Source organism: Sorangiineae bacterium MSr12523 (assembly GCA_037157775.1).
Taxonomy (GTDB): domain Bacteria; phylum Myxococcota_A; class Polyangia; order Polyangiales; family Polyangiaceae; genus Pendulispora; species Pendulispora brunnea.
Map to the genome: position 1 here is coordinate 2,289,679 of CP089982.1, position 21,661 is coordinate 2,311,339.

General features: G+C 62.0%; 12 protein-coding genes. 11 read left to right on the top strand and 1 reads right to left on the bottom strand.

The genetic code is table 11. The features are described from left to right. The first annotated feature begins 2,713 nt into the window (after positions 1–2,713). The 11 genes from LZC95_09210 to LZC95_09260 all read left to right on the top strand — a co-directional run bounded on the left by LZC95_09210 (position 2,714) and on the right by LZC95_09260 (position 20,561). The gene (locus LZC95_09210) at positions 2,714–3,949 is read left to right on the top strand and encodes an RICIN domain-containing protein (protein ID WXA97012.1); all 1,236 of its coding nucleotides are present in this window, start codon (positions 2,714–2,716) and stop codon (positions 3,947–3,949) included. A 1,194-nt stretch (positions 3,950–5,143) separates the two neighbouring features. After that, positions 5,144–5,791 (top strand): S1 family peptidase, encoded by a 648-nt coding sequence (locus LZC95_09215; GenBank protein ID WXB00313.1) that lies wholly within the window; start codon positions 5,144–5,146, stop codon positions 5,789–5,791. 386 nt (positions 5,792–6,177) lie between these two features. Then, on the top strand, positions 6,178–6,582 hold the full coding sequence (locus LZC95_09220; protein ID WXA97013.1) for an RlpA-like double-psi beta-barrel domain-containing protein: 405 nt from the start codon (positions 6,178–6,180) through the stop codon (positions 6,580–6,582). Positions 6,583–7,047: 465 nt separating this feature from the next. After that, positions 7,048–8,226 carry an HlyD family efflux transporter periplasmic adaptor subunit gene (locus LZC95_09225; protein WXA97014.1) on the top strand — a complete coding sequence of 393 codons (1,179 nt, stop codon included), beginning with the start codon at positions 7,048–7,050 and terminating at the stop codon, positions 8,224–8,226. Further along, positions 8,223–11,039, top strand: coding sequence for an ATP-binding cassette domain-containing protein (locus LZC95_09230; protein ID WXA97015.1), 2,817 nt, complete (start codon positions 8,223–8,225; stop codon positions 11,037–11,039). Before LZC95_09225 ends, LZC95_09230 begins: the two co-directional genes overlap by 4 nt. Further along, positions 11,036–13,192 (top strand): ATP-binding cassette domain-containing protein, encoded by a 2,157-nt coding sequence (locus LZC95_09235; protein WXA97016.1) that lies wholly within the window; start codon positions 11,036–11,038, stop codon positions 13,190–13,192. Before LZC95_09230 ends, LZC95_09235 begins: the two co-directional genes overlap by 4 nt. 107 nt (positions 13,193–13,299) lie before the next feature. After that, a complete protein-coding gene (locus LZC95_09240; protein ID WXA97017.1) occupies positions 13,300–16,515 on the top strand; it encodes a lantibiotic dehydratase in 3,216 nt (1,071 codons plus the stop codon). Next, positions 16,512–17,858, top strand: coding sequence for a lanthionine synthetase C family protein (locus tag LZC95_09245; GenBank protein ID WXA97018.1), 1,347 nt, complete (start codon positions 16,512–16,514; stop codon positions 17,856–17,858). Before LZC95_09240 ends, LZC95_09245 begins: the two co-directional genes overlap by 4 nt. A 306-nt stretch (positions 17,859–18,164) precedes the next feature. Next, entirely contained in the window at positions 18,165–18,341 is a 177-nt protein-coding gene (locus LZC95_09250; protein WXA97019.1) for a hypothetical protein, read from the top strand. 158 nt (positions 18,342–18,499) lie between these two features. Further along, a complete protein-coding gene (locus LZC95_09255) occupies positions 18,500–18,655 on the top strand; it encodes a hypothetical protein (protein ID WXA97020.1) in 156 nt (51 codons plus the stop codon). A 529-nt stretch (positions 18,656–19,184) separates the two neighbouring features. After that, positions 19,185–20,561 (top strand): cupin domain-containing protein, encoded by a 1,377-nt coding sequence (locus LZC95_09260; protein ID WXA97021.1) that lies wholly within the window; start codon positions 19,185–19,187, stop codon positions 20,559–20,561. A gap of 7 nt (positions 20,562–20,568) precedes the next feature. On the opposite strand, the gene LZC95_09265 is transcribed toward LZC95_09260, so the two are convergent. Beyond that, complete coding sequence (locus LZC95_09265; GenBank protein WXA97022.1) at positions 20,569–21,615, bottom strand: AraC family transcriptional regulator; 1,047 nt, start codon at positions 21,613–21,615, stop codon at positions 20,569–20,571. Between the last annotated feature and the right edge of the window lie 46 nt (positions 21,616–21,661).

Genomic DNA, 21,661 nt, shown 5'->3' on the forward strand with positions numbered 1-21,661 from the left:
CAATGCGTCCACGCGTGCTCCGGAGCGACGCGGTATGGGAAAGGCGCGCACGCGCGTCGTCCTGCTCTGGGGCGACTCGGGCCTGGCGCCTGGCTCTGAGTTCGATGGATCGAATTGGTGATGAGGACGTACGCGAAGTCTTGCGCAGTTGCGGGGACGGGCAGCACCTCGATGTGAGACGCAGCGAACACCGTTGCCTCGATCGATTCTCCGCTAGCCGTGCACCGGCGAGCCAACGATCCGGGTGAACACGCCGAGGGCCATGTCGAAGTGACACTTGGCAACACTAGTTGCAATTGCGTCCGTATTTCACTGTCCACCGGATGGTCGGAGCGGTGGATGCGTGATCATCATTATGCTCGGATGCATTCAACACCGGTTCGCGCGTTGCCCGCGAAACCGTGACGCTTGCGCAATGGACCGCGCAGCCGCCTCTCTGCGCGGGCGCTTGGCCGTTCGTTAGCCCCTTCTCGTCCATAGCGCGTTTCCTCGAGGGCAATGAGCGCCAGTTTGGCGGTCCTGGTACATTCGAGGGTCTCCGACCGTCAACTCCGAGCGCCCCGCCAAGTGTGCGAGGGCTCGATGTGCTGATCTCCCGCGCCGCCTTGCGGATTTCCGAACAATCGCAATACGACTATCTGGTCGCCACGGACATCGATACACGCGCAGGGCATTCGCGAGGAGTGATCAATTGCATCCATGCGTTGCCACGCCTGTTGCCGTTCGAGCGAGACACCGCATCTCTTTAGGAGATGCTTTCGCCGGCTTCGAGGGCAGAGCGCGTGACGTGCACTCGCCGTCGTAACTATCGCACTTGCGCGACCCCGACGTGCTTCGCGGCGCCTTGAGAAGCGAGAAGCGTCGGCGACTCCAATTTTGCGATATCGAGCCCACGACATACGGCAGAGCGTGCATCCGCCATCGCGGATTTGCGTTCACTAAAGAAGATAGATTAAAATAGTTCTAGTCATTCAAGCGAAATGAAATTACACTGGTTGCTTTCCGCTGCTCTCGTTAACGAGGCGCGCCGGTGAGTCAGGGTCGTTCGTGGATATGAACGGCCAGTCCGCGGCAACTTGTAAGTCCGAACGGTTGGCCATGAATGAGAGAATTTGTAGGGTATGACACCGGTGTCAACAGCCATAGTCAACCTTCAGGACTGGCTGCGCGAAATCACTATTGAGACCAGCGTTCGCCGTCCAGCTCGAGTCGTGAGATGTAAAACGTTTTAAACGACAAGGTTGGAGTGGATGTCGCAATTTATAAAGATGTTTACCGTCATTATTGATTTGGCTGACGTTCTTGGGAGGCTTCCTCGCTCGATGAGAGCTGTGGGGCCGGCCAAGCGTGTAGGTGAATATTGCAATGCAGGGGCGGTCGGCAACGCTGCGGTTCGCGTTGCTGGTCACGAGCTATCCGACAGGAGGCAACCGAGAAGGAAGAGGAAGTTACATGATGGAACGGAGCGAGGTCATCAACCTAGCAGGGCAGGCGCTTACCCCTGCTATACCAAGTTGGACTCAGCGCTGCGTGCAGCGAACGAACGAAACTCTCGTACGGACGACCGAGCGCTGCTCCCGACACGATACGCTCATGGGGACGGCGCTTCCGGGCACCTCGATGCAACTGCTTGGCAGTTCGGCAGCCCCTGCGCGTCCGCGAGTAGCCAACTGCCGAACACGTACCAAGTTCCTGCGACCCGGTCGCGAGTCGACCATTCTTTACGCGAGTGGGTACAAGCTAGTGAAATACGCTTATCTGGTCGTCTCGGCCGAGAGACACGTTGTAGCGAGGTGGCAAATAGTGACCGATCGCATCTGGTAGTTGCCATAGGCTACTGTCGCTCGGGGGGGGGCGCCTTTTCATATCGAATCATTTGCAGTGTAACGGGCCGAGCCGCTTCGACGCGGATGTGTGTAACGAGCACCCAACGCTGTATTGATGAATTGAGTAAAATACGCCTGGCGCTCGAACCAAATGTGTTTATACTATTATTCAATGAACGGCAACGGAAGATCGTAACGGTCTGCCGCAATGAGACGCCAAGGCATCGATCGTACACGTGTCCGATCGATCGGGAAGAATAGGCGAATGACACCGGTGTCATTCGCGGTCGGCGATTTTGCCGCGTGTTCGTTGGCGCATCGAGAATCGGTATGCCTAGCAATGATGTTCGTGTGACTGAAATGAAGTGCTGGAATCAACGAATGTTCGTGAGTGTCGAGAATTACGGTCGGTGGCATCGTTCTTGATGAGGCTACGGCATGCAGTAGCCATGAGGAAGCCGGCACCGCCCGGTGTCGCGAGAAGGATATGCCGACGAGAGTCGAGCATGGCCTGACGCCGAACGCTTGAAAAGACTGCAGTCGAGGCTCGCCTGCTATCCTGGCGATGGTTGTACATCGTGAAGGAAATTCGTGATTGGTGCAACGCGCCACTGGTGCGTCGCTCGGGAGCCAGTGGAGCCCGTGCGTGGACGGGGGGCAGGTGACGGGGGGCAGTGCGAAATGCAAGTCGTGCGTTTCCTAAGTTAGATAAGATGTTTGGTGAGATTCGGTTTTTTTTCTCGTGGGCGGCGCCGACCTATTCATGGTCGGACGGTGCCCGATGGGACATGTGCGACAACTGAATGAATGGAGAAATAATGTACTTTCGGAACCGTAATTTGCGAAATGTCATCACCTGCTCATATGCATTGCCCATTGTCGTGGCGTTGAGCGTCTCAGCGTGTGCGGGGGCTTCGAGCGACACCGGATCGGAACCCGACGGGGAGCGCGTGCCTGGCGAGGGGCCGGCGGGTACGTCCCTCTTGTCGCAGGAGGGCCGCGGTGAGGATGCCTCCGGCGAGACGCCGTTTACCATCGTCGAAGGGCCCGCGCTCATGTCCGCCTCCTCGGGGAACGATGGCGAGGCGCACGCCAGCGGAGAGGTCCATGCGATGGGCAAGCCGATGCCGAACGTTATCCCTTGGAAGAACGGTTCGAAGGGCTGGGTAACGTCCGGGATGATCGGCAAGTGCTTGGATATCAATGGTCAGAACACCGCAAACGGTACCAAGGTGCAGATCTGGGAGTGCAATGGCACCATAGCGCAGCGAGTTACGTTGGGAAGCGACAAGACTCTGCGCGTGCTGGGCAAGTGCGTGGACGTGCCGGAGTCGAGGAAGGTCAGAGGTACCTTGTTGCACCTTTGGGATTGCAATGGCTCGCCGGGACAAAAGTGGGAGGTGCGGGGTGTCACCCTCGTCAATCCAAACTCGGGCCTCTGCATGGACGTCCCGAATGTGAGCTCACAAAACGGCACGCAGCTCGAAATCTGGGATTGCGCGCCCGGCGCGCGCAATCAAGTCTGGACGGTCCCCATCGGTGACGAGCCTGGCACCGACATTCGACTGGACACGAGCAATGCCTCGGACTTGGGATGGTTTGGTGCGATGAGCAAGAATATCGCGCTCGCTTGGTATGGCAAGTTCTCGTGGTACCTATCGAGTTCGGGGTATAAGGCGCCATCGAAGTGGGATATGATTTTCAAGGAATGTGATGGGGTAGCGTACGTTTCCGGGACCACCGCAACGGGCTGCGCCAAGTTTTTCCGCGAGCACGGCGACGACTTCGGTGCGATGGTGCACGAGTCGGTCCATATCATCCAGCAGTACAGGGGAAACACTCCGGGGTGGGTGACGGAAGGTATCGCAGACTTCATGCGATATTACATCTACCAGCCGTACTCCGTTGGCCGGCCTGCGAGAGACGCCCACTACACGCAGGGCTATGGGGAGGCCGCGTGGTTGTTCAACTACATCGTTCGGTCGTACGACAGCAGCTTCGTGCGAAGGCTCAACGAGGCGGCCCGCAATGGAACATACAGCGATGATATCTTCAAGACGGTGACGCCGCAGCGAGATAAGACGCTCGATGGGCTCTGGGCCGAGGCGCAGGCGCAGCCCTGAAGGCGGAGAAGGAACCCCCGCCGGGGGAGCCCATCGATGGCGCTCTCCTGCGCGGGGCGTTCTGCACGTCGACCGAGGAGATCCGACTGTAGCGCGGATCAGACCAACGCCAGCAATCGGGTTCGTACTCGCTAGCCATGAGCAATTGGGCGATTCGTACCCAGTTAGCCAATTGTCGAAGTTGATAAATAAGAAAGAGGCATGCCATGAGCGAGTATACGAAAGTCATGAATATGGCCGATCTCGGCCTCATCCCCGTCGCATCAGACGATGATCGCGCCGATGAGTTCGAAAAAGCTCCCGATACCGAGCGGTGTGGGCGGTCAGGCAGGGTATCGACGCACGTCAGAACGAATGCGAATGCGGAAGAAGCCGAGCCCCACCCAACGCTTCTCGAGACTTAACATACGCTAAGCCATGTCGTTCAGCGGGAGCGGCAAATATTCGCTCTCGCTGTGCGCTGCTGTCGGTGTCTCAACTCGGGGTCCGAGGTCGAGAATCGACCTTTCCCACGAAATGCCGCGGAGACTTCGCTCCGCGAAAGAATGACGCGTTGGATATCACCGATCCACATGACGCTGAGGACGAATGCATTGCCTCGGCATCGGACTGGACGCAACGTTGGGGGGTTACGAGATTGCACAGTTCGAATGGCAACGCCGACATGAAGGAGAACGGCATTCTCTGAGTTCCGAGCGTCGACTGTACGTAGGTGAGTCCCTGGTTCGGAAGAATCCACGTAGAGCGTAGAATCTGCGTTTGCGGCGTCTTGCAGGCTCCGTGGATTCACCCAATGACGTGAGGTTGTGCGACTACATGCTTCGAATGCCCGCGTTCGATCTTTCATCGCGGGTCGGAGGCGCGTGCGCGTACCTGCAGTGAGTATGGCGTGTGTAGGGCGCCTTTTTTGCGATCGCATGATTGCTTGATCGGATGCGAAGTCACCCGAACCCCCGGCCGGCATCGGCTGCGGACGTTCGATATTGTACTCATACTGGATGATGGGAGGTTTCCATGGTTCGTCAACGGATGGTGTCGTTGTCTGCGTGTTTCGTTCTTTCTGCGCTGGGAGTAGGTTGCGTAGCAACGGACTCCACAGACGAGACCGAAGCACCGGAACATATGGGCGTAAGCAACGATGGCATCGTAGGCGGCGCCGCTTATGACGGGGATCCGGCGGTGGTTGAAGTGTGGATGACCGGCAAGGATAAGAGAACCGGCCAGGACCTCGTGTATATCTGCACGGGCACGATCGTGAAAGTGAATAAGATTCTCACAGCGGCACATTGTGTAAATAGGATGTACTTGGACTGGGAAAACCCCTGGATCTCCATTCGGACGGGGCAGAACCCGACATCCGACGATCCACGCTTCACGATCAGTACCGTGTCGTGGGATGCGGAGTTCACGGGGGACTGGCCCAAAGGGCACGACTTCGCGGTCATCACGCTGAGCTCCAACACGAGCGGCGTGACCCCCATTCCCGTGAGCAGGCACCGTCTCGAGATTAAGCATCTTGGCTCGTATCTCCGCATCACGGGTTATGGGAGGACGTCGCCTGGAGATGTGGCCTCAGGGGGAACGAAGCGTTACGCCGACGTCGGGCTCGGAGGGCTCAGCGAGAAGACTTTTACGGCCGGCACCAACATGCCCTCGACGGACCCGCGGGCGCAGACCATTTGCTACGGTGACTCTGGAGGTCCCGCGCTCGCCGATTTGGGCAGCGGCACCGAGGTCATCGGCGTGACTTCGTATACGGTAAACAATTGCCAAGAGGGCTGGCACGTACGCACGGACACCGCGGACGCCACGTCGTTCTTGAAGTCAGCGGGCGTTCTCTGAGCCCGACTCCGGAGGTCCTGCACTCGCCGATTTCGGCAGCGGAACGGAGGTCATGGGCGTGTTCTCGTACGTGCGTTGGTACACCGACGCCCAACAGGGCTGGCACCAACGCCTGGACATTTCGCAAAGCACGTCGTTCTGAAGGCGCAGGGCGTTCTCCGAGTCGTTTGCACGGCGCGATGCAGAATTATTGAGCCTTCTTTTCGCGCGAAGTCAGGCGTCGCGACGGCCAAAGGAGAAATGCGTATAGGTCGCGGCGTGGTCTTGTCCGTGGCCGTGTGTGTCGATGCTCGTGACTTCGAAACGCTAATGAGATGATGGGCTTGCTGGTAAGTCCATATGGCAGTCATGTGATTGGTATTCGTTTTGTATCGGAGGTATTTCAAATGTCTAGTCGGCGATTGACGTCAGCGCTGTTCCTTGCGGTCCTTTTCACCAGCCCGGCATGGGCCGCCACGGACGTTCCGATTGGTGAGGAGCACACGGGGAAGATCACCTGGTACACTGATAAAGGCTACGGCGCATGCGGCACGAAGATCGACGCATCCTCGCAGAATTTGGCGGCGGTCTCCTCGAAGTGGTTCTCGAGCTCCAACCGAAACAACGATCCTGTTTGCAAAGGCGTATCGGTTCGGGTCTCGTACAACGGAAAATCCATCACCGTGCCCGTGGTAGACGAGTGCCCCTCTTGCGATCGCGAGCACGTCGATCTGAGCCTGCCGGCCTTTTCGGCGTTGGCCGATCCCGACGACGGAGTCGTGCAGGGCGTCACTTGGTCATTCGTGCGCTGAGCGCCATCGTCCCGGACGCCCATTTGGACGTTCCAAATGGGCGCCCGAATCGAGCGCGCGATTTCGATATGAGCAAGTCAAAGGAAAGGAAAAAACCGTGAGTAATAGTATGCAGATCGGCGCACCCAAAGAAGCTGCTGGTAAATTAGGTAAAGTCGACCCGAAGGAAGACACTCGGACGTGCACGACACCTGAAGCACATAGGAATAGACTCGTGTTCCTTCATGGCAGCTGGACGACGGTCCCGCGGAATTGTCGAAGTGTTTTTCCGGTGAGATGTCAGGCGTCTTGCCCGTTGATTCGCCGCTGCAAAGGGACATGCGTCAATACGGGCGGATTTTGCGTGTAACGCCTTTCTGTGATGGGGTGCCGTATAGGGATCAGGAAGTGCGAAATGAAGTTTTGTCCCGTGAAATGATAGTCGTGGGGGCAGCCCCCATTTCGTAGACTTGTAAAGGAGCCGTCATGCCGACTCCGTTTTCTCAATCCCTGCGTTCCCTCGACATTGACGCGGCCCACCGCTCCGCATTTGCCTTTGGTGGCACGGCCGTTCTTCTCGGAGCGTGGCTTTTTTGGTTCATGCACGTCAGAATCACACTTCACCAAACGAGCGATTCGGGCCGAATCGAGGTGGCAGAAGCTGCAAAGCCGTTGAATGCGGCCATCAACGGACGGATTTCGGCGACGAGGCTCGTTCTGGGAAAGAACGTCAACCAGGGTGACGTACTCGTGGAACTCGATTCGGAGACCGAACAACGCCAATTGGCAGAGGAGCTCACGCGCGTGGCGATCGTGGAGCCTCAGCTCGAAGCGCTTCGCGAACAGGTAAGCGCAGAACAGGACGCGCTATCGAGCCAGCGGCTGGCCATGCGCGCTGGAATCGACGAGAGGCGCGCGAAGCAGGAGGAGGCGGCCATCGATTCGCGGCTGGCGAGCGAAGAAGATCGTCGTGCCCAACGGCTTCAGGGCAACGGCTTGATCTCCACACGAGACCTTTTGCGCGCGCAATCCGAAGCGCAACGCAAGCTCGCGGCCATCGACGCCATCGGCCATGATGTGCAACGCCTGTGGGGCGAGGGGCAAAGTCGTGCGAATGAAGGGCTGGCTCACATAGCCCAACTCCGCCTTCACGTGGCCGAGCTCGAGGGAAAGCGAAGGACGTCGCTCGCAACCATCGACGTCTTGAGGACGGAGATCGCCAAGCGGCAGCTTCGCGCACCCGCGGACGGAACCATTGGCGAGGTCGCGCCCGAGCACCAGATCGGCTCGTTCGTGGCGGCGGGCGACCGACTCGGGAGCCTCATTCCGAAAGGTCACCTCATCGCAGTTGCCGATTTCGTTCCGGAGAATGCTCTCGGACGGATCCGACGCGGCCAGGAAGGCCGAATGCGCCTCGAGGGTTTCCCGTGGACGCAATTCGGAACGGTGCCGGTCACCGTGCGAAACGTGGCGAGTGTCGCCCATAACGGGCGTATTCGCGTCGAGCTCGATCTCGTGCCGAATGGGAACCCGCGCATTCCCCTCGAGCACGGGCTGCCGGGTGCCGTCGAAATCGATGTCGAGACCTCGACACCCGCGCGGATTGCACTGCGCTTTGCCGGCACTAGGCTCGGGGCGTCCGTGCAGAAGGGCGATGGACCATGAGCTCCTCGCGAAGCACCCGCCGGTGTTTCCTCGTGCCCGAGGTGGTCCAGACCTCCGCGATGGACTGCGGGCCGGCGGCGCTCACATCCCTCCTGGAAGGCTTCGGGATCTCTGCGAGTTATGGCCGCCTCCGCGAGGCGTGCCAGACCGACGTCGACGGCACGTCCATCGACACGTTGGAGGAGCTTGCAGGGAAGCTCGGACTGATCGCCACACAAACGATGGTGCCCCCGGAGCATCTCTTCCTGCACGAAGCACGGGTGTTGCCGGCGATTGTCGTCGTGAAGCAGCCCGACGGCACACCTCATTTCATCATCGTATGGCGACGCGTCGGCCCGCTGATGCAGGTCATGGATCCCAGTGTAGGTAGACGGTGGATGACGGAGTCTTCGCTCCGCGATCAGCTCTTCATGCATAGAATGCCGGTGTCGCCGGAGCAATTTCGTGCGCTCGCCACGTCCGACACGTTCGTGGAAGTCCTCGGCCGGCGCCTTGTCGATCTCGGGTGCGTAAGCGAGAGCGATGCGGTGCTCACGCGCGCGGCGGCAAGTGACGACTGGAGGCCGATCGCGCTCCTCGACGCCGCAACGCGGATGGTGGCCGACATCGTACACTCCGGCGGCGTGCGCAAGGGCCGCGAGGCGGGCAGTCTTCTGCGCTCGATTCTGGAAAGGTGCAAAGGGGAGCACCCCGGTGAGGGCTCGATCCCGCCCGCTTACTGGACGGGGCTCCCGGGCGGTATGTCGCGCGACGAGGAGGAGGGCGTTTGGCTGCACGGGGTGGTCGTGGTGGCGGTACGCGCCGGCGCTCACGACGGCCACGTGGCCGACGCCTCGCTTGCATCCGCCGAATTGGCGGCGGTGCTGAAGGAGCCTCCCGCGCGACCGATCCGGGAGCTCCTACGGATGCTTCGTGCCGACGGGGCCCTCGGGCCTGCGGCGTTGCTCGTGGCGCTCACGTTCGCGGCAGGGGTCGGGCTCGTCGAAACGATCCTCATGCGCGGCCTCGTCGAGGTGGCGGGCGATCTGGGAGTGCTCAAAGAGCGGATGGCAGGCATGGGCGCACTCGTCGCCTTCTTGCTCGCGTTGTTGCTGCTCGAACTTCCGATCGCGCAGTCCATTCGGCGCATCGGCCGGCACCTCGAGGTGCGGTTGCGCGTGGCTTTTTTGACGAAGCTCCCGCGCCTCGCGGACCGCTATCTGAGCAGCCGCCCGACGTCCGACATGGCCAATCGAAGCCACGCGCTCTCGGCGATCCGCTCCTTTCCCGATCTTGGTGCCCAGCTGGTTCGAAGCGCGCTGAGTCTGCTCGTCACCGTTGGTGCGATCGCGTGGCTTCATCCACCGAGCGCTCCACTTGCCATCCTCGCAGGTGTGGTCGCCCTGGCGGTGCCCCTGGCCTCGGAGCGCGTCTTGAGCGAGCGCGATTTGCGCGTGCGGGCGCACGTGGGAGGCCTCAGTCGATTTTATCTCGATGGGCTGATCGGGCTCGTCCCCGTTCGAACGCACGGCGCCGAGCGTGCGGTGAGGCGGGAGCACGAGAGTCTGCTGGTCCATTGGGCACGCGCAGCACGCAGCTTGGTCCGGGCGGCGATCGTGACCGACACGCTTGGTTCGTGTCTCGGCTTCGGGCTCGCGGCGCTCCTTCTGTTCCGCTACGTCCGCGGCGGTGGGCCGCTCTCCGAGATTCTCTTGTTCTCGTACTGGGTGCTCAATTTGCCGGTCTTGGGGCAGAGTCTCGCGGGGGCGGTGCGTGCCTATCCTGGCGTTCGGAATACCGCGCTCCGGCTCCTCGAACCTCTCGGCGCGATCGAAGAGGTCCGGGCAGAAGGCATGACGGAAGCGGCAGCACCTTCGACGCGAGGGGTCGCTCTGGAGTTCGAAGGCGTGAGCGTCGTGGCGGGCGGACATGCGATCCTCGAGGAGGTCGATCTTCGAATCGCTCCGGGAAGCGAAGTCGCGATCGTTGGCCCCTCGGGTGCCGGGAAGTCGACGTTCGTCGGGATTCTACTGGGGTGGCATCGGCCCGTGGCAGGGCGTGTGCTCGTCGATGGGTATCCGCTCGACGCTGCCCGCGAGGACGTGCTTCGCCGAGAATGCGCGTGGGTCGACCCGGCCGTGCAGCTCTGGAACCGATCGTTGGCTGACAACATGCTGTACGGCATGCCGGCAGGAGCCATGGGAGCACTGCCGGGGGCGCTCGACGCCGCGGACCTTCAACAGCTCCTCGAACGGATGCCCGATGGGATGCAGACCGTGCTTGGCGAAGGTGGTGCACTCGTATCGGGCGGCGAAGGCCAACGCGTGCGCCTCGGGCGAGCGCTCCTGAGACGCGACGCGCGCCTCGTCATCCTGGACGAACCGTTCCGCGGTCTCGACCGCAGGAAGCGGCGGGCGCTGCTCTCGCGTGCGCGCGCATGGTGGCGCGGCGCAACCATCCTCTGTGTGACGCACGACATGAGCGAAACGTTGGACTTTGGCCGAGTCCTCGTCGTGGAGGACGGGCGGATCGTCGAGGACGGTGTGCCTGCGGCGCTGGTCGAGGCGCCGAGCTCACGCTACCGCGCGATGCTCGATGCGGAGAAGGTGGTCCAGCGCGGCTTCTGGTCGGGCGGCAACTGGCGCAAGATGACCCTTCGAGCAGGAAAGCTGGCCGAGTACGGAGAGGATGCGCCGCGCCTGCTCCCGCAGGTGAAAGGAAAACGGGGGCGGCTCCGGGCGGTGACCGCGAGCGATCTGCCCCAGACGGCACTGCGGGCGGGCTCCCTGGTGTCTCCGACGACCCCGGTGAAGCCCGGAGGGCCGAAGACATGATCCCCCAGGGCCATTCTTCGGATCTCGAGCGCTCGACGTGGTCGCTCGAGCAGGCGGGGGAAGCGATGCTCGCGCTCGCAAAGCGAGCCGGATTTGCCACGCGTGCCGCCGCGATTCCTCCCTTGCCCGAAGCTGTACGCGTCGAACAGGAGACGCGAATCGGCCTTTGGATCGAATCCCTCGCGAACTGGTTCGGCCTCGAGTCCGAGTGGATCGACAGTGGGTATGCGAGCGTCGACGATCTCATTCGCGGGCTCGCTCCGGCGCTCGTCCGGATCACGCAAGGCGAGCGAACGTCATTCCTCGCACTCGCAGCCTATCGCTCGGGGCGCGTTTTCTTGTTGGGCCCCGATCTCGAAGTTCGTGCCGTGCCCGCGCGAGAGCTCCGTGCGGTGCTCTGCGCCGAGCGCGAGGCCCCGCACGCCGCCAACATCGAAGCCATGTTGGACTTGGCCGGACTCCCGAGCCGAAGGCGAGGGCGCGCACGCCACGCCATTTTTGGGCGGTTGCTCAGCCGAGTGAAGGTGGGCGATGGCTGGCTCCTACGCCTGCCACCTGGTGCGCCGTTCTTGGCGCAGTTGCGGGCGGCGGGGCTCGGCCGCAAGGCCGCCACACTCGCGTTGGCGCACACCGCGCAATACGTGCTCAACATCGCGTCGTGGGCCATGCTGGGACGAGGCGCTCTGCAAGGGCGCATCGACGCGGGGCTCCTCATCGCGTGGGCGCTCCTTTTCGTCACGCAGATCCCATTTCGAATCCTCGAGAGCCGGATGCAGGCCCTCTTCGCCATCGACGCCGGCGGGCTCCTCAAACGGAGACTTCTGCATGGCGCGCTGCGACTCGCGCCCGACGAGATCCGCGCGGAAGGAGCGGGTGGCCTTTTGGGCCGCGTGATCGAGTCGGAGGCCGTTGAATCGCTCGCACTCGGAACCGGAATCGGGGGCTTGGTCGCCATCATCGAGCTCGCGGTTTGTGCCTTCGTGCTGTCGAAGGGGGCAGCGGCTGCGACGGAGCTCGTGCTTCTGGCCTTATGGTCGATCGTCAGCGTCTTTACGGTGCGAACGTACCTCAAGAGAACGGATGCCTGGACGGTGACGCGTCTTGCGATGACCAACGATCTCGTCGAGCGGATCGTCGGACACCGCACGCGCCTGGCGCAGCTGGCGCCCGAAAAGTGGCATCAAGGCGAGAGCGAGGCCGTGGCCGAGTACATCGCGCGCTCGGAGCGAATGGACGCGTCGGCCGCGCGCATTGCTGCGCTGCTCCCACGGGGGTGGCTGGTGGTGGCCATGATGGGCCTCCTGCCGACGCTTCTTTTCGGGTCGGCGTCTTCATCGCTCTCTGCGGGATCCATGGCAATCACACTTGGCGGAATCCTTCTCGCCTCGGGCGCGCTTGGGCACTTGGCGGGGGGCCTCACGAGTTTGGGCGGTGCGCTCCTCGCCTGGAAGCAAGTCAAACCTCTCTTCCACGCCGCCGGCCGCACGGAGCCTAGCGCACCGCCCGATCTCGCGTTCTTCGCTTCCAGCGAGATGCCGGGAAGCGCTCTGCTCGAGGCACGTGACGTGACGTTTCGTTACCGGGATCGTGGAGAGCCCGTTCTGCGCGGGTGCACGCTTCGGATTGACGCGCGAGACCGGATCCTTCTCGAAGGGGGATCCGGCGGCGGGAAGTCCACGTTCGGCGCCGTGCTCGCAGGGCTCCGCTCCCCTGAGACAGGGCTTTTGCTTCTCAATGGACTCGATCGCAGCACGCTTGGTGCAGAGGCGTGGCGAAAGCGCGTCGTGGCCGCGCCGCAGTTTCACGAGAACCACGTGCTCTCGGGGATGCTTGCCTTCAACTTGCTCATGGGACGCGCGTGGCCTCCGAGCCAGGCGGATCTCGACGAGGCCGAAGCGGTTTGCCGAGAGCTCGACCTCGGTGGGTTGCTCGATCGGATGCCCGGTGGATTGATGCAGATGGTCGGGGAAACCGGCTGGCAGCTATCGCACGGCGAAAAAAGCCGCGTGTACATCGCACGGGCCCTCCTCCAAAACGCCGATCTCATCGTCCTCGATGAGAGCTTCGGGGCGCTCGATCCCGAAACGATGCGCAAAGCCATGCAATGTGTCGACCGGAGAGCGCGTGCGTTTCTGGTGATCGCGCACCCCTGAATACGAAGCACAGATATCGAACTTGGACGTATCCATCACGGGGTTTCACTCGACAAGCATCGCGACATCGAGTGCGTAAGGCAAAGGTACGATAGAACATGGAACGCTTGGCTGAACTTCAACATCAAGGTGCCTGCGTACTGCGCACTCCGCTCCTATCGTTCGATGTTCTACGGAACGGAATCACCCGGGAGACGATTCGACGCTATCTCGAAGAGCCCATCGTTCGGGAGGCGCTTTACGTGGCATCACCGACGCTCGATACGGCCATCGACGCTTGGCTCGCGAATCCCGACGATCCACGGGCCCGTGATGTCGAGCTCATCGTGGTTCGCTATTTGTCGCGGATGGCGGCTCGACCTACGCCGTTCGGGCTCTTTTCGGGATGTGGACTTGCGACCATTTCGGACCGTACTTCGCTTTCCGTTTGCCGAGCGGCCGAGTGTAGGCGGAGTTCACGGCTCGATATGCAATACCTGTCGCTGCTCTCGGATGCACTGGCGAGTGCGCCGCGGACGCGGGGAGCACTCCGCTTTCGGCTCAATTCGTCGATGGTGGTGAACGAGGAGGAAATTTGTTACGTCGAAACGAAGGTCGATCCGAAGACGCGGGCGCGGACGCATCAACTCGTGGCGGCGGAGCCTTCGGAAGCGGTGGGGGTCGCCATTCGAGCGGCGAAGAAAGGGGCGGTGTCGCGACAAGCTATTTGCGATGCGATATTGAATCTCTATGCGAGTGTGACGACGGACGATGCAGTCGCCTTCATCGATAAACTCGTGGATGCGCAGTTTTTGGTATCGAATGTTCAGCCTTCCGTCACGTGTGAGGATCCCATCGCGGCCTTTGCCGAGTCGCTAGGGCGCTCGGGGCCCGCAGACGTCGGCGCGGCGCACGAAGAGACGCGCAGGGTCGTCGAGGGCCTCTCGAAAGCGCGCGACGGGCTGCGGGCGATCGATGCGGACGGGATGGGCCTTTCGCGCGAGCGATATCGCGAGATCATGGCCATGCTGGAAGCTTTGCCCGTGCCGCCCGATCCGGCGCGGCTCTTTCAGGTCGATTTGTTCAAGCCGGGGAATGGGGTGCACATTGGAGAACGCGTGGTGCGTGAAGTGCGGCGGGCCATCACGTTGATTCATCGAATCACGCCTCGGCAGCGCTCGGGGGCGATGCATCGGTTTCGGCAGCAGTTCATGGATCGGTATGGCGAGCGCGAGGTGCCGCTTGCGGAGGTACTCGACGAGGAGAGAGGCGTGGGGTTTGGTACGCCCCATAGGAGGATGGCGCCTCCCTCGCCGCTATTGGCAAATATCGTGTTTTCCGAGACGCCAGACGCCGGGGAACAGGGGGCGGTGCCGCTCGAAGGAATCAGCGCGCACGACGAGTACAAACTGGCGCGGCTCCTCGCATTGCGGGAGGATGGGCTGCGCGAATGGAAGCTCGACGCGCAGGATCTCGAAAAGCTGACCGAGGAGGAGCCCGAGCCGCTGCCCGACGCGCTCGCAGCGATGGTAAGCATCGCGGCGACATCGAGTGAAGCCATCGACAAAGGGGATTTCGACCTGCATCTCCACTACGTCCATGGGCCCTCGGGCGCATCGTTGCTCGGGCGGTTTTGCCACGGGAATGAGGGAGTGCGAGCGCTCGTGGAGCGACACGTGCAGGCCGAAGAGCGGTTGCGGCCCGATGCAGTGTTCGCCGAAGTCGTCCATTTGCCGGAAGGACGAACGGGAAATGTGCTTTGTCGGCCGGTGTTGCGCGAGCACGAGATTCCCTATTTGGGCCATTCGGGGGTGGCCGAGGAGCGTCAGATACCCATCGACGATCTTCGGGTGAGCGTGCGCGGCGGACGGGTGCGGCTGCGATCCGTGAAGCTCGGGCGGGAAGTGCTGCCGCGGCTCACGAGCATGCAGAACCATGGGGCGGGATCGCTCGCGATCTATCGGTTTCTCGGGGCACTTCAATGCGAAGGTCTCGCAACTGGATTGCAGTGGTCGTGGGGACCGCTCGAGGATGCTGCGTTTTTGCCACGCGTGTCGTACGGGCGATTCGTGCTCTCGCTCGCGCGATGGACGTTGTATGCGCGTGAGGTCGAGCAGCTCGCAAACGATGCCGGGTTTCGGCAGAGACGTGGCCTGCCTCGCTGGGTATCCGTGATGGAAGGCGATCACCTGCTGCCGCTCGATCTCGCGAGCGAGAAGGCGGGGGCGCAGCTCGTCGCGCTCGCACGTGGCCGCAAGAAGCTTCGGCTGCAGGAGCTTTTTCCGGAGCCGGAACGCATGTGCGCGGCAGGGGTCGAGGGGCGATATACGCACGAGCTGGTGATCCCATTCGTGAGAGCGGACCGGTCCGAAGAACCAGCGAAGCGGGGTAGGGCGCTCGCTTCACCGTCGGCCGGCACGCCCGAGGCGCGGATCTTCCTGCCGGGGTCGCGGTGGTTGTACGCGAAGATCTATACGGGGCCCGCTACCGGGGACCGGCTGCTTCGCGCCGTGGTCGCGCCGCTCGTTCGCGAGCTACGCCATCTCGGGATCATCGAGCGATGGTTCTTCATTCGATATGCCGATCCAGATTTCCATTTGCGACTACGCTTCGAGGGAGATCCCGCACAGTTGATGGTCGAAGTGTTGCCTCGCCTGCAGAAGGCGCTCGCGTCGCGGCTGGCCTCGGGGGACGTGGTGAAGCTGGTGCTCGATACGTACGATCGCGAGGTCGAGCGGTACGGAGGGCCGCTGGCGATGCCGCTCGCGGAGCGGATTTTCGAGGCCGACAGCGATGCGGCGCTGGAGATCGTGGAGCGGACGGCAGGCGATGCGGGAGCCGATGCGCGCTGGCGTGCGGTGCTCCGCGGAATGCACGCGCTTCTCGGGGACGCCGGTATCGAGGGTGACGCACGGCGGGCATTGCTCGTGGGCGCTCGGGATGCTTTTGCCAAGGAGCATCGTGCCGATGCTGCGTTTCGTAAGGGGCTTGGCACTCAGTATCGGGCAGAGCGGGCCGCGATCGAGCGGATTGCGAGCAGTGGACCGGTGGTGGGCGAGAGCCCTGGCGTCCAAGGAAACGATGACGCGATGATGAGCGAGCTACTCGGGCTCGTCGAGGCTCGTTCGGCCGCGGTGGCGCCTGCGTTCGAGCAGCTGCGCGCGCTGCGGGACAGTGGGCGGCTCGAGACGTCCTGGGAGGGGTTGGTGGCGAGCTTGATCCACATGCACGTCAATCGGGTGATTCGGGCGGATGCGCGGCGGCACGAGTTCGTCCTGTACGAATACTTGCTTCGGGCGTTCGATTCGGGGGCGGCCAGGACGGCAGGCCGGAGGGAGCCATGATGGCCCCCATCGACGCAACGACCGCGCGCACCGCCCAAGAGTTCGTGAACCTCTTGGCCGAGCGCTTGTCCGATCCTGCATCGGTCGCCGAAGCGATAAGAGCGAAGCCGCGCGAAGGCGCCGGTCGGGCCGTTGTCCATTGGGATCCGCGTGCGCTCGCCGATGGCTGTCCCGGCATGGCGTTGTTCTTCGGCGCACTGCAGGGGTATCGCCCTGACGCACCGAACGTGGCACACGCCTATCTCGCCGCTGCCATATCGTCGGAGTGCCCATCCCCGACCGACAGCCTTTTCTACGGGGTGCCTTCAGTAGCATTCGCGGCACGGGCCGTTGAGCGTCGTCCGGGCGACTATGCGGAGCTCCTATCCGTGGCCGACGAACAGGTCGCCGCGTGCGCCGAGTCGCTCCTGTCGCTCGACGAACCACGCGTTCGCTCTGGCATCGCGGGCGTTCCTATGCCGATTTATGACGTGGTGAGCGGATTGTCCGGCCTCGGGCGCTATCTGCTCGCGTGCGGCGAAGGGCAGAGGAGCCTCACGGAGCGCATCATGCGGCATTTGGTCGCGCTCACGCGTCCCGTTGTTCTTCGAGGGCATTCCGTGCCGGGTTGGTGGACTCCGGATTCGCACCCCGAAGGGCTCTTCGACGTGGGACTCGCGCATGGAATTTCAGGCCCTCTCGCGCTGCTGTCCATTGCCTACGAAAAGGGTATTCGTGTGCAGGGGCATGAGCGAGCCATCCGCACCATCGTGGAATGGCTGCTCGCGCGCCGGGGGCACGACGAGCATGGCCCCTATTGGCCCGCGACCATCTCGACGGAGCATGAGATCTCGCCTTCAGCGGCGGGGCCGCCCGCGCGCGCAGGGTGGTGTTACGGCGCTCCGGGCGTGTCCCGAGCATTGTTTCTGGCATCGCGCGCTCTGAAGGAGCCGCAATGGTGCGACGCTGCGCTCGATACGCTCTGCTCCGTGCTTCGCCGGCCTCCAGCGCAGCAGTATATTCACGATGCAACCATGTGCCATGGTGCGGCCGGATTGACTCGCATCGTTCACCTCATGGCGCGCGATGCCGTGGGTCACGCGGGCAGTGACGAATTGGCCGCAGCGCTTCCTGGTTGCATCGCCAATATCGTTGCACGCGCGGCTCCGGAGCATCCTTTCGTATGGGATTCTCAAGGCGCGTGGGGCGAAGACGGCTCATACCGGTCCGATGAGCGCGCGCACCGCCCCGGATATCTCGACGGCGCTGCTGGGGTCGCGCTCACGTTGCACGCGTGCCTCGAGCCGGACGAGGACGAAGCACACGGGTCACTCCCGTGGGACGCCGCATTGCTGCTTCGATGATCCCCATGCTCCGCACGGGCGGACGGTACTCCGGATTGGGTGTCCCCAACATTAAATATCGAATTCTCGAAAATAGACCTGGCCATCAATGATGAATAATATACATTCTCATCATCGCTTTCATGGTTGGTCGATGTTGCGACACAGTCGCTGCGGCCATGACCAGTTGCGCGTTACGAGCACGTGTGTTGGGACACCGATCGTATCGAATCATGTGGCTATTGAAAATTCACATCGGCAAACGGGCGATTCGCGCTCGGTTGCCACCTTCAACAAATAGACATGAGTAAAATAAGGAGTATTGCCATGAGTGATCGCACGAACAACATCCAATCCGCCGCGGTTGTCTCCAATGCAGCGCGTCCGGAGGGGACCCCGAGCCTGCTGCAGTTCAAGACGAACGTGAAGGCCGGCGCCACCTCGCCCGGAAACGCTCAGCCCCTGAGCTCCACGATTTGGTACTGCCATAAGCCCACTGGGTGATCTGGTGTATACCGAATAGTGCACGCAGGTAACATCCAGCGGGAGTGGCTGGGGCCACTTCCGCTGGACGTTTTTGTAGCTTTGCGCGACCGCGTCGCGAACGTGAATTGACGTTTTACTGGGGGTCATGTTTCGCACGAGCCATACGGCCTGCGAACTTGGAAGGACCCCGAAATGCCCATGGTAAAGTGGATGGGGCGGCCGGATTGGTTCGCATCGTGCACCTCACGGCGCACGATGCCGCGGGCCACCCGGGCAGTGGCGAATTGGCCGCAGCGCTTCCAGGTTGCATCGCTGCATTGCTGCTTCGATGAGCCGGCGCGCCGCACGGATTCACCATTCTACCAATCCACGATTCCGCTCCAACGCGACTGGATGTGTGGGTTGAATATCGATTGTTTGGGAGGGGGTTTTGGTTGTTTGTCATCAGGTTTTTTTTTTTTGGTTCAAATCGAGGAAGTAAGGAGAAAGTATCGTGAATAAAATTGTCAACGCAGCCGACGAGACGCTTTCCACTGAGACCGCGGGCGAAATTGTCGCCGACAGCTCGAGCGGCGCGCGAGTGAACGGTGAGACAGGGCACGTCGAACGCCGTCCCTTGCCCCTTCAATTCAAAACGAAGGTAAGAGCCGGCGGCTTCGGAACCGGAGGATGCGCGGGCCGTATCGGCCCGGCGCCGAGGGCGTAGCTCGCTACCCATTTACTGCCCAGCGGGAGCGACAAGGGGTCGCTTCCGCTGGGCTTTTTTGCATGGGCTTCCGCTCCTTCATCCGAAGCGAAATGGACGAAACGTAAATGAGTGTCGAAAAGCGCGCAAAGTTCAATGATTGCGGTTTTTGGAAAATGGATTCTACCGCGAACGTCAGCTTCGAGGAGCTGCTCGCGCCCGTGGAGCTCTCGACATTCCTATCGCATCACTGGCTTCGCAGGCCTCTTCACGTGCCCGGATCCCTCGGGAAACTCGAACGACTCTTCGGTGGCATTCCCCATCTTGCGCAGCTCGTGGACATCGTCAGCGAGAGCACGGGAGGCGGCAGTATCAATCTCGCAGCGTTCTTCCAGAGCCGCGGGCAAGTGGCCCAGCGAGACGCGGCCGAGGACCTTCCACGGATGAATGCCCAGCCCCAGCAGGTGCGTGCGCTTCTCGCCGCAGGCGCCACGGTCGCAGCATACGGGATCGACTCCGTCATACCCGATCTTGCCCGCTGGGTGGCGCAATTGAGAACCCGACTTGGACATGCAGGCCGCACGTCGTGCTCTCTGTGGATGTCCTCTCCGAGTCGCGGGCTCTCCACGCACTTCGACATGTTCTCCTCCATCCATGTGCAGCTCGTAGGCACCAAATCCTGGCACGTGGGACAGGAGGCCCACGTCGTGGCACCTTCCACGGCGAGCGTTGTCTGCGCCAACGGAATGGCCGATGTGGACATGTCGGGGTACTCGCCGCGCTACGAGCACGTCGAGCGCGCGTCGTTTCGTCGAATCACGTTGCGTCCCGGGGACGTCCTCTTCGTTCCGAGCGGCACGTGGCACGCTACGGAGTGCGATACCAACGAGGTGTCCGTATCCTGCTCGTTCGAGTTCGTGCATGCCACGTTCCGCGATGTGATGGAGGTGTACCTGCGGGACCGTTTCAACGCCGAAGATCTCTGGCGTTACGTTCCCTTGTCACCCCCCGCAGACCCTTCTGCGGAAGCAGAGCTCACCGACTTCTTCGCGGCCCGTCTCGATGAGACGATCGCCTCTCTTTCGAAACTCCGTCAGGACAGCACGGAGTTGAAACAGGCTTGGAAACAGCTTATCGCCAACAATGGCTCCGTCCATTCTCGTGCGTCCGCCGAGGCACCCGGTCCGGCAAAGACCGTTCATCCAAGCGACATTCTTGCCGCTCCACCTGGCAAGCCCATCACATGCGCTTTTGGAAAGAGCGAAGATGGATCGCCCATCCTCTTCCTTTATCAGGACGGACACGTCGTCCGCGTGCGCGATGGAGCGTTCTTCGAATTTTGCACGAAGCTCGTGTCCGTGCAGTTGTTCCGCGCTTGCGAAGGTTGCTCTTGGAAGACGGGAAGTCCCTACGACTGGGACGAGGTACAGCCTTTGCTCGAAGCTTTCGTCGAGAGGGGAATGCTCCGCATCACGCGCACGTGCCAAAGATCGCCGAGAAGGACAGGGCTCGTGCGGAGGATATCAAGGTGGATGCCACCGAATAGGAGCTAGATAATGTCTAATGCGCCTGTTCTTTGGTGCGCGAATGCCGCACCCCGCTCGGCGTGCAGCCCGTCCAGCGCTTGAAGGCGCGGGTGAAGTTCGCAGGATTGTCGAAGCCCACGCGCGCCGAGATGGTCTGCACGTCGAGATCGGAGGCTTCGAGCAAATGGCGCGCGTCGCGTTGGCGGGCTTCGTCGAGGAGCGTCTGGTAGCTCGTTCGTTGTGCCCCGAGCTTGCGCCGGAGGGTGCGCGGCGACATGCCCAGCCTCGCGCAGAGCGTGCGCACGTCTTGGTAGCCACCGAGCGACAAATGCAATTCGGCTCGCACGCGCGCTACCAGATCGCCGTCCTCCTCTTCGCGGACGCTGGCGTATTCACGCTCGACCTGCGTGAGGGCCTGCCGGTGCGCGGCCTCGTCGGCCAGGAGCGGGCGGCGGTCCAAATACGTCTTGGGAAAGCGCACCAAGTTGGCCGGCTGCGAAAAGCGCACGGGCGGAAGCCTGTCGCGGTAGCGCGCGTAATACACGGGCTCGGGCCAATCGAACCAGAGCTCGCCCTCGGCGCGCGCCTCGCCGATGAGTGTACTGTGCAAGTGTGAAAGGCCGATGACGACGCACTCGATGAAGAAGCTGCGAAGCACCGGGAGCCGTTCGCGCTCGCGCAGCTCCACGGCGGCCCATTCGTCGTCTTGCAAAAAGTGAAGATGGAACTGCCGTAGGCGCGCGCGGAAGTATTTCACGCCGAGGTCCACCGCCTCGCGCATGTTGGCGCCGGTCATCGCCGCGTAGCCGAGAAATCCGTGCGCCGAGGGGCGCAGACGCAATCCGTATTCGTAGCCGAGGCCTTCGTCTCCGCTGAGTTGCAGGGCGTTCGTGGCCAGGCGCACCCATTCCAGGGTGGTCAGCCGAGCCTCGGCTTGGCTCAAGAGGGCGGGCTGAATTCCGGTATCGCGCAATGCGGCGTCCCGGGAGATGCCCCGTTCCTCGAGAATTTCGAGGAGGAGGAGCGGGTACGACACGGGGATGGTGGGGAGGTGCAAATCTTTAGGGCTGCTTGCTTGCATCTTAGACTTGGTATACACGATGTATACGAAAGGTGGTCGTCCAAAG

Coding starts and splice junctions, on each gene's coding strand:
- LZC95_09235 (WXA97016.1), top strand. CDS start 11,036: ATGATCCCCCAGGGCCATTCTTCGGATCTCGAGCGCTCGACGTGGTCG.
- LZC95_09215 (WXB00313.1), top strand. CDS start 5,144: ATGACCGGCAAGGATAAGAGAACCGGCCAGGACCTCGTGTATATCTGC.
- LZC95_09220 (WXA97013.1), top strand. CDS start 6,178: ATGTCTAGTCGGCGATTGACGTCAGCGCTGTTCCTTGCGGTCCTTTTC.
- LZC95_09225 (WXA97014.1), top strand. CDS start 7,048: ATGCCGACTCCGTTTTCTCAATCCCTGCGTTCCCTCGACATTGACGCG.
- LZC95_09245 (WXA97018.1), top strand. CDS start 16,512: ATGATGGCCCCCATCGACGCAACGACCGCGCGCACCGCCCAAGAGTTC.
- LZC95_09265 (WXA97022.1), bottom strand. CDS start 21,615: ATGCAAGCAAGCAGCCCTAAAGATTTGCACCTCCCCACCATCCCCGTG.
- LZC95_09260 (WXA97021.1), top strand. CDS start 19,185: ATGGATTCTACCGCGAACGTCAGCTTCGAGGAGCTGCTCGCGCCCGTG.
- LZC95_09230 (WXA97015.1), top strand. CDS start 8,223: ATGAGCTCCTCGCGAAGCACCCGCCGGTGTTTCCTCGTGCCCGAGGTG.
- LZC95_09250 (WXA97019.1), top strand. CDS start 18,165: ATGAGTGATCGCACGAACAACATCCAATCCGCCGCGGTTGTCTCCAAT.